This window comes from Prauserella isguenensis (assembly GCF_014191605.1).
Lineage (GTDB): Bacteria > Actinomycetota > Actinomycetes > Mycobacteriales > Pseudonocardiaceae > Prauserella > Prauserella isguenensis.
Window position 1 is genome coordinate 970,541 of sequence record NZ_JACHWU010000001.1, and the last position, 13,620, is coordinate 984,160.

The following is a 13,620-nucleotide window of genomic DNA, read 5'->3' on the forward strand; positions in this document are numbered from 1 at the left end:
GCGCAGGTGCCGCGGCGTGGTCTAGCTTCCGGACCCCTCGAGGTCGTTGACGCACCAGCCGCCTTCGTCCTTCAGGACCAGGCTGCCGTTGCTGGTTTTGCTCTGACCCTGGTACTCGAGGTCGAGCTTGAGCGGCACGCGCGCCTCGTCGCCGTTCTCGGTTCCGTCGCCCGTGATCGAGAACGTCATGGTCACGCCCTCCGGGATGTCTTCGAGGTCGCTGACGTCCCCTGCCGAGTCGGGGTTGCACGAGACATCCTTGATCAGGTTGATGTCCCGGTTGTTCAGCCCCTCGACGGCCTTGTCGGCGACGTCCCTCGGGCTGTCGCCGGTGAGGAAGCCGGGCACCCAGAAAGCGGTGATGAGGAAGGCGGCGATGATCGCGACGGCGCCGCCGCTGAGGCCGATGATGAGGCCGGTCTTTTTCTTCTTCGGCGGCTCACCGTAGCCACCCTGCGGCTGGCCGAAGAGCTGCTGACCGTACTGGCCCTGCTGAGCGTACTGGCCCTGCTGAGCGTACGGATCCGGCTGGCCGTACGGCTGCTGGCCGTACTGCCCCGGCTGGCCGTAGGGCTGCTGGTAACCGCCCTGCTGCGGGTATCCGCCCTGCTGGGGGTAACCGCCCTGCTGTGGGAAGCCGCCGGACTGCGGGTTGCCGCCCTGGCCCGGGTTCCCACCCTGCTGCGGAAAACCGCCGGACTGGGGGTTGCCACCGGGCTGCTGGCCGTACTGTCCACCGTACGGATCGGGTTGACCGGGCTGGGGCGGGTAAGTCATGGCGGGCTCCCATTTCGTTGCACATGTGTGCGTGTTCCGACGTCGAACGGCAGTGAAACTACTTCATATTCGTTGGCTTCGACGGATCGGTGTCCCGGCCGGGTTCCCCCGAGCCACGTTTACGGTAGTACATTCTCGCTGCGTACATGGCCGTGCACGGCCCGTGTCGAACGGTAACACCGAGCAGGCGTGTCGTTGCACCGGCTCGACGCCGTGCGTGCGCCATCGGATTCATCCACTGTGGACTCACGTGGCCGCGGCCGGTCTGCGTCAGAACCCGGTGGAGCCGCCGCCGGACGGATTGAAGCCGGAGACGCACCAACCACCCTGGTTCTCGAGGGTCATGTCGGCCTTCATGCTCCCGGACTGTTCGCCGGAGCTGACCTGCATGTCGAGTTTCGCCGTGGCCTTGTCGGCCGACGTCTGTTCCACGTGGGTGACCGACGCCTGGATCTCGAAGCCCTCAGGGGCCTCGCCTTCCGGCGCGGCATCCGTGGCCCCGGCGCAGGCGAGCTGCTTCATGCGAGGGACGTCGAGGTCGGACAGCGCGGAGGCGTACTCCGCGGCGGTGCTCTGCGCGCCCGCGGAACCGCCGTCGAGACCACCGCTGTCGAGACCACCGGAGTCCGTCCCGCCGGAGTCGCCCGAGTCCCCGAAGCCGCCGTCCTGGCCGCCGGTTCCGGCATCGTCGCCGGAACCCCTGCCACCGTCGTCCGAGGCTCCCCCACCCGAGTCGCCGCCCTCGGCGGACGTCTCCGTGTCGTCGCCCACGAAGAAGCCGGGCGCCCAGAACCCGGTGACCAGCACGGCGGCGATCACCAGGGCTGCCGCGGCGATTCCGGCGATGAGACCGGTCTTCTTCCTCGTCGGCTGCTGGTCGACACCGCTCGGGCCCTGCGGGAAACCGGGTGGCTGGCCCTGTGGTGGGTAGCCGCCCTGCTGCATGCCCTGCTGCTGCGGGAAACCCCCGGACTGCGGAACGCCGCCGGGTTGGGGCGCGCCGGGCGGTGGTCCGCCGGGCTGGGGGTAACCGCCCTGCTGTGGCCCGCCCTGTTGCGACCCTCCCTGCTGTGGCCCGCCGGACTGTCCGCCGTAGGGCCCCGGCTGTTGGCCGTACGGTCCGGGCTGCGGTGGATAGGTCACGACTCCCCCTTGTGCTGGTCACGCAACGCGGTCATTGCGCTTTTCGATCGGGTGACCCCGGCGGGGACACTCTGCCACGGCAGTACGGGTGTACGGCGTGGGTTGCGTGCTGTCGGTTCACCGTTCAGCACGTCTTCGGTGGAAACGGCCTTGGAAGGGGCCCGGTTTCAGATCCGGTCGGTCCGCAGGCTCAGTAGTCGTAATCGTCGTCATAGCCGTAATCCTCGGACGGGTACGAGTCGTACTCGCCGTAGTCGCCATATCCCCCGGTCGGGTAGCCCTCGTCGTAGCCGCCGGTGGGGTACGCGGGTTCGCCGGTCGGCGTGTCGCTGCCACCGCTGTCCGCGCCCTCGGTGTCGACCTCGGCCACGCACCAGCCGTCCTCGTCCTCCAGGACGAGGTGGCCCTGGGAGGTGTACGTCTCGCCGCTGAAGGTGACTTCGCTCCTGATCGGCACCCTTGCCCGGTTGCCGGACTCGGTGGCGTCGCCGGTGATCGTGAACGTGGTGGTGTAGCTCCGGTCCTGCGTGCGCAGGTCCGCCTCATCGAGGCTCTTCCGCAGTTCGGACGAGGGGCACACGTACTGCGTCAGCTGCCCGAAGTCCTGCGACGAGACTGCCTGGGCGTAGTTGTCGGCCACCTCCTCGGGCCCGTCGGAGAGCAGGAAACCCGGTGCGGCGAAGGCGGTGACGAAGAACGTGGCGAGCACCGCGACGCCGCCGATCGACAGGCCGACGACGAGGCCGGTCTTCTTCGGCGGCCCGCCGTAGGACCCGCCTTGCGGCGGAGGCACCTGCTGCGGGTACGCGTACTGCTGGTAACCACCATGGGGCGCGCCCTGCCGCGGATGACCCGCTGCCTGCTGCGGGCCCTGCTGACCGCCGTAGGGCCCGGGCTGTCCCGGGCCACCGGGCTGTGGTGGATACGCCATGGCATGCCCCCTCCGCGCATGTCCCCGAACGTGACGCCGTCGTGTTTCGTCCGGACCACTGTGTCACGCGGGCAGCCTTCGGCGGTGCGGTTCGGCGCTATTACTCCCGCATCGTGGGGCCGTGGCACCACGGGCGGCGACCGGCTCCGCCGGCACGGTCAGGTCGATGCCGAGGCGGGCGTGGTGCTCGGGGCGGTCAGACGGGCGCCGTCCGGATCGGACGTGGTACGCCAGCCGTCGGGGAGTTCGAGGGTGCGGCCGGAATCGACGGTGGCGTGGTCGACGGCCACGGCCGCCGCCTCGCGCCAGCGGAGGTCGACGTCCCCGGCGAAACGAGTGTTCCGCAGGTCCAGCTCGCCGAACGTCGCATCGGTGAACCGCGCCGTGCCGTTGAACGCCGAGCCGGAGAACGCGGCGTCGTCGGCGAAGCGGCTGCGGCGGAACGAGGCCAGCGAGTTGAACGTCGCGTCACGGAACATCGCGGGCTGTTCGAAAACCGCGTCGTCGCACCGGAAACGTCCTTCGAGTCGTCCCGTGCCGGTGCGGCCGTGGGAGAACCACACCGGACCGGTGAACACGCACCTACTGAGGTTCGAATCGCTGTGCAGGTAGGCGTACCGCAGTACGACCGTTCCCATGCGCCTGCCGGACAGGTCGAGGTACTCGACGGCCGCGCCTGTGAAGTCGAGGTCGTAGGCGGCGCCCTTCGCCTCGTCCGATTCGGACAGCAGGTCGTGAACGAGTCGTTGTGCCGTCAGGCGAACCTGGAGTTCCCGCTCGGCCTCCTCGCGCTCCTCCACCGTGGCACTGTCCGATCCGGACCATCGCGGGTGGAGGTACGGCCTGCGGAGGTAGGCGCACAGCACGTCGAGGACGGTCTGCGTGTAGTCGGGACGGGCTTTCGCGAGGCCGGCCAGCGCGTGCATGGCTCCCACCCGCACCTGGTCCGCGTCGTGGCCGAGCAGCTCGACCGATCGCGCGAACCGTTCGTCCGAAACCCGGTCGCCCTCGAGTGCGTGCCGGGCTTCCTCGACCCGACGTCTGCGGTCGTTGAGCCACAATGCGTACAGCGCGATGATCGCGCCACCGGCGATGCCCGCCGTGCGCAGTGCGTCGCTGCGCGGCGTGGCGGGGTCGGCGAGTAACCATGTCCCGACGGTCAGCACCACCGCGACAGCCAGCACCAGGGTCGTCGCCAGCGCGACCGACGACCACTGCGGAGAGTCCGGGGACCGGAGGCGTTTCACGACTCAGGACGGTAGTCGATCAGGCGTCACCGGGGATGCCGATCGCGCCGGTCGGCTCACGGCGGTCAGCCCGTCGGGCGTGGGTTCTGGAGTTCGATACCGCGAACGTCGAGCGACTGCCAGCACCACGACCCGTCCCGCAGTTCCAGGCCGGTCTCGACGTCGACGTGGTCGCCACCCATCGTGAGACGGCCGGTTGCGGTCGCCGAGCCGCCACGCAGCTCGATGCGGCCCGTGAGACGCGCTCCGGTGGTCTGGTCGGCCTGCGCGATCGCCGTCGTCACGGGACGTTCCGCGGTGTCACAGATCAGCTGTCGCAACGCGGACTTGTCCTGCTGGGCAAACGCGCTCATGATCCGCTGCGCGACGTGGCGGGCACCTTCACCGGACGCGGCGGCCGAACCGCTGCGCACGAGGAAGCCGGGCGCGACCCACGCAGTGAACGCGAACACGATGACGACGAGCACGGCCCCTCCGCCGGCGATCGCAGCGGTCAGCGTGCCGCGGTTGTGACGCGGAGGCTTGCGGAAGGCCTCTGGCCCGAAACGAGGTCCCGCTCCGCCCGGCTGCGGCCTGCCTGTGGGCCCGTGGCCGCCTGCGCCGCGGGGAGACGTCGCGTGGCCCGCCGTGACCTGCTCGTCCGGCCCTTGGGTGGGCGGCTCCTGCGGTCCGGTTCCGTACCCGGCGGCAGGCCGCGACGTCGGAGGTGGGGACGCCGGGTGTTGGGATGCCGGGTGTTGGGATGCCGCGTCGTGGAACGTCGGATGCTGCGACGGTGAATGCTGGGACGTCGAATGCTGGGACGGCGGAACCTGCGACGGCGGCGGTTGGTGCGGCGGGTAGGTCACGGGTGCACAGTAGGTCTTTCGCGATGGCGCCGTCGCCTGCGCCGATCGGCGACACGAACTCGTTCGCCGGTGACACGTTCGCCGGTGACACGTGAGGCGATGGCGCAGGCGGGCAGGATCACTGGTAGTAGGTGAAGCCCGAGTCGATACACCAGCCGGTGTCGTCGAAGTTCTCGATACTGAATCGAGTGTCCTCGGTCAGCTGTTTACCGCCGACGTTCCCGGACAGGTAGATGTAGGCGTAGTACGTGGCTTCGTCGTCGACCTTGGCCTCCTGCACCTGCGTGGGGCCGTCGATCAGTTCCTGCAGGCCCATGCTGGTGTCCGCATCGCTGCAGAGCACGGACTTGGCGGTCTGCTTGTCGCCGGAGTTGACGGCGGTGAGGAACGTGTCGACCTTCGGTCGCCACGCGCCGCTGCCCGTGGAGTCCGTGCCGCCGGTGTCGGAATCGGGGGCGTCCACGGTGCTCGACTCCGCCGGATCCGGCATCTCGGCGCTGGGGCTCATGTCCCCCGGGCTCATGTCGCCGGCGCCGATGTCGCTCGGATCCAGGCCGCTGACCTCGACCGACTGCCAGCACCACGATCCGCCGTCCTTCTTCAGGCCCGCGGTGACGGGGACATCCTGCCCCTGGATGTTGACCGAGCCGTCGGCGGTCGCGGTGTTGCCGTTCTCCTCCACCGTGCCGAGCTCGGCGCTCTGGACGTGGCTCGCGGCCTGGATGACGCCCTGGACCATCGTCTCGGCGCCGGAGCAGGTGAGTTGTTGCAGTGCGCCGCTGTCCTGGTTGTTGAAGCCCGTCATGATCTTCTCGGCGAGGGCCTGTGCGCCGGAGCCTTCCGACCCGCCGGCCTCGTCGTCGTCGCTGAGGAGGAAACCGGGCGTGACCCAGGCGAGGAGGGCGAAGACGCCGAACAGGAGGGCGGCCGAGCCGAGGGCGATGCCGACGATGAGGCCGGTCTTCTTCTTCGGCGGTTCACCGCCGGGGCCGCCCGGGTACATGCCGTACTGGCCACCGCTCGGGTCGTATCCGGGGTATCCCTGCTGGCCCGTCGGGTCGTAACCGGGGTATCCCTGTTGGCCGGGGTAGCCGTGCTGTCCCGGGTATCCCTGCTGGCCCGGGTAGCCCTGGCCCTGCTGTTCCCAGCCGCCCTGGCCGTACGGCTGTCCTGGTTGTGGTGGATACGTCACCGGGGCCTCCTGCTCGCGTTACGACCGCGCGGATTCTGCCACGCGGAGGTGGTGCGCGGGTGGTTTACCGGTGGTTCGCCGATCACGCCTCGTCCGGGATGGACAGAAACCACCCCGGACACACGAGCAGACCCGACCCCCGCGTGGTGTGGACCACGTGTGGGCCGGGCCTGCCGTCATGCCGGTGTTCAGCCGTTTGCGAGCGCCTGCAACCGGTCGTAGGCGCCGTTGAACGAGTTCTGGTCGAGCGGACTGGACGTGTACTGCCAAATGGTGTGGTAATCCCAGCCGTTGGGTAGCGAGCCGACCGAGTCGGCGTACCGCGCGACCCACAGCGGCACGGTGTCACCGAACGACTGCGCCGAGCCGACGCACATGTTCCACCAGCTCGTCGACGTGTAGATGACGGGCCAGCGGCCGGTACGAGCGTGGTACGTGTCGTGGAAGTCGCGGATCCACGCGCCCATCTGTGCCTGGTTCATGCCGTAGCACGCGTCGTTGCCGTAGGGGTTGTACTCCATGTCCAGGGCGCCGGGCAGGGTCTTGCCGTCGCCCGACCAGCCGCCGCCGTTGTCCACGAAGTAGTTCGCCTGCGCACTTCCGGAGGACGAGTTCGGCACCGCGAAGTGGTACGCACCGCGGATCATGCCGACGTTGTAGGAGCCGTTGTACTGCTGGGCGAAGTACGGATTCGTGTAGCTCGTGGCTTCCGTGGCCTTGACGTACGCGAACCGCTTGCCCTGGTCCCACCAGTGATTCCAGTCCACGTTTCCCTGGTGGCTGGCCACGTCGATGCCGGCCACCGTGGCCTCGGCGCGCATCCCGTCGGAGGTCACGCCCTGTGGCAGCAGAGCCTTGGACTTGCTCGCCGGTGTGGACGACGACTCGCCTTCCACCTTGGCGATCTGAGATCCCATCTCGTGGTTCCCGATCTCGAACGCATCCGCCGGAGCGGCATTCGCCGGGGTCAGTGTGCCGAGCAGGAGCGCACCGACCGAACCGGTCACAACAGCAGCGGTCATCCGCCGCCACATTCTTCGAACAGTGGACATGCGACGTATCCCTTCACAATGTGCCCTCGCGATGAACGGCTTACTGCAGGTAGCCGCTCGGGCGTTGATTGTTATAGGACGTCGCGAACTTTGTCACTAGTTGGCGTGAAAACTCCGCTACGCGTGGGTGATATACGTCCGGGAATTGTCCCCCGGACGGGAAAGCGTCCACTCGCGGTAGGAGTCGGCGCTGTTCGTGTGAAGTTGTCCCGCCGGAAATACTCTGGTCGTAATTCGTTCGGGTGAAAGCGGCTTTTGCGGTTTCGTGCTCCGGGTATATAGCGCCGGCGCGTGATTTCCGCCGATGCGGCGGCGAGGCCCACGGGCGAAACCCACGGGGCGGTGCCCAGGGTGGCCGGCACGCCGGAATCATGGGTACGGAGTCGCCGCCCCGTCGCACTGCACCGGAGTCACCGACCCGGGGTCACCGCACCGGAGTCACTGCTCCTGCGCGAGTGCGTGCCGCAGGTGGCGTGCCGGCACCACGGCCGTCACGAGGTCGTGCGGGTTGATCGCCAGCGGGTGCTCGCCCAGCAGGTCGACGATGTCGCGGCCGAGGACCGCGCGCGCGTGCGGCCATTCGGCGGGAACCAGCGACTTCTGCGTGTACGCGGGCACCAGGATGCGCCCGTCGGCGTTGTGGAACCCGATGACGGTGCGCTGCACGGGAGAGAGGGCGTAGACGAACAGCGTCGCGTCCAGGATCACCGGCGGCAGGTCTTCGGGCGGGTGGTGTTTGGTGTGCACCAGCTGCAGGAGCCGTTCCAGGTCGGACGCGGGTTCCGGGTAGCCGAGCGCCTTCGGGGACGGCCGGTACCGGTCGTTGGGGTGGAAGTCCTCCACGATCTCGCCTTCGTTGTTCACCGGATAGGCACCGACGACCGCCCAGGAGGGCACGCGCCCCGCCGGGTCGAACGCCTCGTCGATCACGTACAGCCAGCTGTTCGGGTTCGCTCGGGCGTTGGCCCGCATCTCCTTGGTGATCTTCGGGTTGCGGCCCGGCCGGTGCTGGGGCTCTCCCGGTACCAGCCGGTTCGCGTCGTCCCGCTGCTCCATGTAGCTCTCCACGTTCAGTGCCCGCGCCGTCGGCGCTTGCTTCCCGTAGGTGCGCCGCCTTGCCACCGCTGTCCGTACCACCGCCGCCGCGCGTCCACCGGGGCGCGGCTCGCCTCCCGCCGTGCCCGCGGCGGAGCCCGCCGCGTTCGGTCGACGCCCACTCTAGTGTGGACACATGCCCGCATCGCGCTCGGTCGATCCCGAAGAGTTACGACAGGCTGTCCGGAGCGTGACAGCCTGGCTGGACGGAACCGACCCGGAGGAACCCGATCGGAAGCAGCTGGCCTCGGCCGTCCGGTTGAGCCTGCGCACCCTCGCGGCGGTCGCCCCGGGACACAGCGTCGAGGTGCGTGTGCCGCCGTTCGGTGCAGTGCAGTGCGTCGAGGGGCCGAAGCACACGCGGGGCACGCCGCCGAACGTCGTCGAGACCGATCCCCGGACCTGGCTGGAGCTCGCCACGGGGCGACTGCCGTGGGCGGACGCGGTCGACCGTGGCTTGGTCGCCGCCTCCGGAGCTCGCGCCGACGTCTCGCACTGGCTGCCTCTCGTCCGGGTGTGACGCCGCGGGCGTCACGGTTTGCGGGCGACGCCTCCGCCGATGCAGTGCTGCGCCTCGTTGAGGGGCGTCAGCCGCGGGCCGTCCTGCCACCAGTCGGCGAGGCGGATGACCCCGGGCTCGACGAGTTCGAGATCGCCGAACAGCGCGCGGATCTCGTCACGGGTGCGGAAGGTTCCCGAGCCCATCGGGCTGTGGCGGAACTTGTCCTCCGCCCGCCGGGCCATCGGCGTGTGCTCGTTCTCGGGATCCATGAAGTGGGCGATCGCGACGAACGAGCCGGAGGGAAGGCGCTCGTAGAAGCGGCGCATGATCTCGGCAGGCCCCTCGGGCGGGCCCTCGTAGTGATGCAGGGTGCCGATGTGCAGCAGCGCGATCGGCTGCGTGAAGTCCAGTCGCTGCTGCACGACCTCGTTGTCGAGCACGTCCTCGGGATCGAAGATGTCGGCGCCGACGAGCGTGGTCTGCTCGTTCTCCTCCAGCAGCGCGCGGCCGTGGGCGAGGACGACCGGATCGTTGTCGACGTAGACGACCTCGGCGTCGGGAATGACGCGCTGGACAACCTGGTGTGTGTTCTCCGCTGTGGGCAGACCGGAACCACAGTCGAGGTACTGCGTGATGCCGGTCTGCTGGGCGAGGAACCGCACCGAGCGGATCAGGAAGTCACGATTCTCGATCGCGAGGTGCTCGGCGTAGGGCGCCTCGGAGAGGACGCCGTCGCGGACCTCGCGGTCGATCTCGTAGTTGTCCTTGCCGCCGAGGAAGGCGTCGTAGACCCGCGCGATACTCGCCCGGGTGGGGTCCACCCCGACGGGAGCGCGGTCGGTCTGCGGAAAGGGGCCGGTGGGCACGGGAGGACAACCTCGCATTCGGCTGGGGACGTCGAGCGCACACAGCGTAGTCGGACAGACGTGGGAGAGTAAACATCGACAGGGGCGTCGTCGGACTTGATAGCCCGGCCGGGGGCGCCTACGTTGAATGTCCGGTTGAATCTGCTGCGTTACGATGATCGTTCCCGCCGGCGACAGGCACGTGTGGGTTACCGACTTGCGGATGAAGGGGACAAACGGCTGATATGACACCCGGATCAGAGGCTTCGTGGCCGACCGGGCCGTCCGCAACCGGAACTCCCTCACCCGTCCAGGCCGCGGTGCGGGACACCACCGACGACAAGGGTCCGACCGCGCGGCGCATGATCCTGGGCTCCCAGCTGCGCAGGCTGCGTGAGGCCGCGGGGTACTCGCGCGCCGACGCCGGTTACCACATCCGCGCGTCGGAATCGAAGATCAGCCGTCTCGAGCTGGGGCGGGTCAAGTTCAAGGGTCGCGACGTCGAGGACCTGCTCACGCTCTACGGCGTGCAGGATCAGACCCAGCGCGCGAACTTCCTCGAGCTGGTGGACCAGTCCTCGCAGCCGGGCTGGTGGCAGAAGTTCAACGACTACATGCCCCGCTGGTTCGACGACTTCGTCGGGCTCGAAGAGGCCGCGGCTCGCATCCAGACCTACGAGCTGCAGTTCTTCCCCGGGCTGCTCCAGACCAGGGAGTACGCCCGGGCGATCATGACCCACGGCCTGCCGGAGCACGCCTCCGAGGCTGCCGACGCGCGGGTGCGGTTGCGCATGCGCAGGCAGCGGCTGCTGTTCCGGCCGGACGCCCCGAAGTTGTGGGCCGTGGTCGACGAGTCGGTGCTGTACCGGCCGATCGGCGGCAGGGAGGTCCACCGTGCGCAGCTGGACCAGGTGCTCGAGCTGACGGCGATGCCGCACATCACCGTGCAGGTCGTGCCGTACGAGCGCAGCGGCTACGCCGCGGAGGGTTCGTTCACGCTGCTGCGGTTCTCCGAACCGGAGTTGCCGAACATCGGCTACGTCGAGCACATCGCGGGCGGCGTCTACCTGGACAAGCCCGACGACGTCGAGCTCATCGGCCGTTCCCTCGACCGCCTGGCGGTCGATGCCGAGACGCCGGATCGCTCCCGGCAGATGATGCTGAAGGCTCGCGCGGACGCCTGAGTCCGCGCGAGCTCATGACGCGGAGCGATGCCGCGACACGCACTGTGATCGTTCGCTGAGCCGGGTGAAACTCGGGCAGGTGTCCGCATTGCGTTCAGCCGCTTGCCGATGAAGATCCACCGCTCGTCGCAGCCGTGATCCCGCTCGTCGCACATTAATTGCCGGTGTCGCAAATAGACCGCCCGTGACCTGCGGTTTCTGCTCTGCGTTGCATTCGGGTGAAGAGGATCACGGGCTTATGCACGTGCATTCACACGAGCAGTAGCGCGTGCTAACTTCTGTGCACACGTCAATGCACGTGCAGATGCATCCTCCACAGGTTGAAAGTCGGGAAGGTGAGGATCATGCAGCGGATCGAGAACGGCATTTCGTCGGAGTTGCTCACCGGCGCGCAGTGGCGCAAGAGCCGGTACAGCGGCGCGATGGGTAACTGCGTCGAGGTGGCACCCCTCACCGGTGGCGACATCGCCATGCGGAACTCCCGTGATCCTCAGGGTCCGGCTCTCGTCTACACCCGCGCGGAGATCGAAGCCTTCGTCGCTGGCGTCAAGGACGGCGAGTTCGATGACATGCTCGTCTGAGCTGGCCCCCAACGACGTCGAGGTGACCCTCGGCAGCCTGATCGCACGCGGCTACCGCTTCGTGCACCCCCGTGACGCCGACGGTGAGCTCGTGACCGTCGTCGGCGTGCGGATGCACGAGACCGTGGTCGACGTCGTCCGGCTCGACGCAGAGGACGACGTCACCGCCACGCGGATGCCCTACGACGAACCGAACATCCTCGAGCCCAAGCAGGTCCTCTGGCGGCGCAGCGGCGACATGGAAACCGTCGTCGACGAGCTGCTCGAACTCCCGGACGACGAGTACGCCGAGCCGGCACCGTCGCACCGGATGGGCAAGGGCTGCTGGGTGCCGAACGGATCGGGCCGCGCGAAGTGGCTGCAGGCCACCGCTTGACCCTCGGACGGAACGACAAATCCATACGACGAACCGACACGGACGCGGAGCACCGCGTGTGATCACGACGAGCCCGCGTCTCGACACGGCGGGTGTCCCGCCGCGTCCCCAGGTCGGCGCTCAGACCGTGGTGGTGCAGTGCACCTCCCCCCTCGTCGCTGCGACGCCCGGTCTGAGCGCCATCTCACCCCGAACGGGCCGCCTCCGCGGACTAGACTGGAGGCGGCCCGTTCTCGTCCTCAGGGGAGTCCCTCGGTGCACAACGACAGGCACGACGACCTGCGCGACCACCACGAACCGTCGTCGGAGTCGGTCACCGACTCCGACTCGGATCTCGAAACCGAACCCCGTGAGGAATGCGGCGTCTTCGGCGTGTGGGCGCCCGGTGAGGACGTCGCGAAGCTGACCTACTACGGGCTCTACGCGTTGCAGCACCGCGGCCAGGAGGCGGCGGGCATGTCCGCGGGCGACGGGCGCCACGTCGTGGTGTTCAAGGACCTCGGCCTCGTCAGCCAGGTGTTCGACGAGAAGTCGTTGTCGTCGCTGCAGGGGCACGTCGGCGTCGGGCACTGCCGCTACTCCACGACGGGAGGCGGCAGCTGGGAGAACGCCCAGCCGACGTTCCGCACCACCGGTGCGGGCACCGGCATCGCGCTCGGCCACAACGGCAACCTCGTCAACACCCACGAGCTGCACGAGCGCGCTCGCGAACTCGGTGTCGTGAGCAAGAACGGCGCCACGACCGACTCCGACCTGATCTGCGGGCTGCTTGCCGCGACCGCCGCGGACAAGGGCATCGAGGTCGCCGCCGCCGAGCTGCTGCCGACGCTGCGCGGCGCGTTCTGCCTGACGTTCTCCGACGAGTCGACGCTGTACGCCGCGCGCGACCCGCAGGGTTTCCGGCCGCTCGTGCTCGGCCGTCTGGAACGCGGCTGGGTCGCCGCCAGCGAGACCGCCGCGCTCGACATCGTCGGCGCGTCGTTCGTCCGCGAGGTCGAGCCCGGCGAGCTCATCGCGATCGACGCCGATGGCATCCGGTCCACGCGCTTCGCCAACCCGGAACCCAAGGGCTGCATCTTCGAGTACGTCTACCTGGCCAGGCCCGACACGACGATCTCGGGCCGCAGCGTCCACGCCACGCGCGTCGACATCGGCCGCAGGCTCGCCGACGAGTACCCCGCCGACGCCGACCTGGTGATTCCCGTTCCCGAATCCGGCACCCCCGCCGCGATCGGCTACGCGCAGGCGTCCGGCATCCCCTACGGGCAGGGCCTGGTCAAGAACAGCTACGTCGGCCGGACGTTCATCCAGCCGTCGCAGACGATCCGCCAACTCGGCATCCGGCTGAAGCTGAACCCGTTGCGCGACGTCATCCGCGGCAAGCGCCTCGTCGTGGTCGACGACTCGATCGTGCGCGGCAACACCCAGCGTGCGTTGGTGCGGATGCTGCGCGAATCCGGCGCCGTCGAGGTCCACGTGCGGATCGCCTCGCCGCCGGTGCGCTGGCCGTGCTTCTACGGCATCGACTTCGCCTCGCGTGCCGAACTGGTCGCCAACGGCGCCGACCTCGACGGGATCCGCCGCGCCATCGGCGCCGACTCGCTCGGGTACGCGTCCGTGGACTCGCTCGTCGCCGCGGCCGAACAGCCGCGCAACCGGGTGTGCGCGGCGTGCTTCGACGGCGAGTACCCCGTGGCACTGCCCGACGAGGCGGTCATCGGCAAGCACATGCTCGAGAACCTCGGCGGGGCATCGCGGGAACTGCCCGTCGTGGATGCGGGGTACGGTGCCGAGGACGCCGTCGGGCGTCCGTAGCGTTCGCCGAGTGAGATGAAGCGCCGGGGCGG

The 13,620-nt window shown here is 68.9% G+C and carries 14 protein-coding genes; 5 read left to right on the plus strand and 9 right to left on the minus strand.

Translation table 11 applies throughout. The features are described from left to right. Positions 1 to 21 precede the first annotated feature (21 nt). From FHS23_RS04510 to FHS23_RS04545, 8 genes are all read right to left on the minus strand, one after another. Positions 22 to 777 (minus strand): hypothetical protein, encoded by a 756-nt coding sequence (locus FHS23_RS04510; RefSeq protein ID WP_183648203.1) that lies wholly within the window; start codon positions 775 to 777, stop codon positions 22 to 24. Positions 778 to 1,047: 270 nt separating this feature from the next. Beyond that, complete coding sequence (locus FHS23_RS04515; RefSeq protein WP_183648206.1) at positions 1,048 to 1,920, minus strand: hypothetical protein; 873 nt, start codon at positions 1,918 to 1,920, stop codon at positions 1,048 to 1,050. Between the two features lie 190 nt (positions 1,921 to 2,110). Then, the gene (locus FHS23_RS04520; protein ID WP_183648208.1) at positions 2,111 to 2,851 is read right to left on the minus strand and encodes a hypothetical protein; all 741 of its coding nucleotides are present in this window, start codon (positions 2,849 to 2,851) and stop codon (positions 2,111 to 2,113) included. Between the two features lie 158 nt (positions 2,852 to 3,009). After that, on the minus strand, positions 3,010 to 4,098 hold the full coding sequence (locus tag FHS23_RS04525; RefSeq protein WP_343053637.1) for a pentapeptide repeat-containing protein: 1,089 nt from the start codon (positions 4,096 to 4,098) through the stop codon (positions 3,010 to 3,012). A gap of 65 nt (positions 4,099 to 4,163) precedes the next feature. Next, complete coding sequence (locus tag FHS23_RS04530; RefSeq protein WP_183648210.1) at positions 4,164 to 4,565, minus strand: hypothetical protein; 402 nt, start codon at positions 4,563 to 4,565, stop codon at positions 4,164 to 4,166. A 499-nt stretch (positions 4,566 to 5,064) separates the two neighbouring features. After that, the gene (locus FHS23_RS04535) at positions 5,065 to 6,138 is read right to left on the minus strand and encodes a hypothetical protein (protein WP_183648213.1); all 1,074 of its coding nucleotides are present in this window, start codon (positions 6,136 to 6,138) and stop codon (positions 5,065 to 5,067) included. Between the two features lie 188 nt (positions 6,139 to 6,326). Beyond that, a complete protein-coding gene (locus FHS23_RS04540; protein WP_183648218.1) occupies positions 6,327 to 7,190 on the minus strand; it encodes a lysozyme in 864 nt (287 codons plus the stop codon). A 438-nt stretch (positions 7,191 to 7,628) separates the two neighbouring features. After that, complete coding sequence (locus FHS23_RS04545; protein ID WP_183648221.1) at positions 7,629 to 8,246, minus strand: type VII secretion system-associated protein; 618 nt, start codon at positions 8,244 to 8,246, stop codon at positions 7,629 to 7,631. Positions 8,247 to 8,421: 175 nt separating this feature from the next. On the opposite strand from FHS23_RS04545, the gene FHS23_RS04550 reads away from it, so the two are divergent. Then, positions 8,422 to 8,805 (plus strand): sterol carrier family protein, encoded by a 384-nt coding sequence (locus FHS23_RS04550; RefSeq protein ID WP_183648224.1) that lies wholly within the window; start codon positions 8,422 to 8,424, stop codon positions 8,803 to 8,805. 11 nt (positions 8,806 to 8,816) lie between these two features. Here the strand turns inward: FHS23_RS04550 and FHS23_RS04555 are convergent, their stop codons facing one another. Beyond that, a complete protein-coding gene (locus tag FHS23_RS04555; RefSeq protein WP_343053638.1) occupies positions 8,817 to 9,653 on the minus strand; it encodes an SAM-dependent methyltransferase in 837 nt (278 codons plus the stop codon). A 341-nt stretch (positions 9,654 to 9,994) separates the two neighbouring features. On the opposite strand from FHS23_RS04555, the gene FHS23_RS04560 reads away from it, so the two are divergent. The 4 genes from FHS23_RS04560 to purF all read left to right on the plus strand — a co-directional run bounded on the left by FHS23_RS04560 (position 9,995) and on the right by purF (position 13,588). Beyond that, complete coding sequence (locus tag FHS23_RS04560) at positions 9,995 to 10,816, plus strand: helix-turn-helix domain-containing protein (protein ID WP_183650864.1); 822 nt, start codon at positions 9,995 to 9,997, stop codon at positions 10,814 to 10,816. A gap of 344 nt (positions 10,817 to 11,160) precedes the next feature. Further along, the gene (locus tag FHS23_RS04565; RefSeq protein WP_221218950.1) at positions 11,161 to 11,397 is read left to right on the plus strand and encodes a DUF397 domain-containing protein; all 237 of its coding nucleotides are present in this window, start codon (positions 11,161 to 11,163) and stop codon (positions 11,395 to 11,397) included. Then, positions 11,381 to 11,773 (plus strand): hypothetical protein, encoded by a 393-nt coding sequence (locus FHS23_RS04570; protein WP_183648231.1) that lies wholly within the window; start codon positions 11,381 to 11,383, stop codon positions 11,771 to 11,773. Before FHS23_RS04565 ends, FHS23_RS04570 begins: the two co-directional genes overlap by 17 nt. Positions 11,774 to 12,052: 279 nt before the next feature. Further along, a complete protein-coding gene (gene purF / locus FHS23_RS04575; protein ID WP_183650869.1) occupies positions 12,053 to 13,588 on the plus strand; it encodes an amidophosphoribosyltransferase in 1,536 nt (511 codons plus the stop codon). Positions 13,589 to 13,620 lie beyond the last annotated feature (32 nt).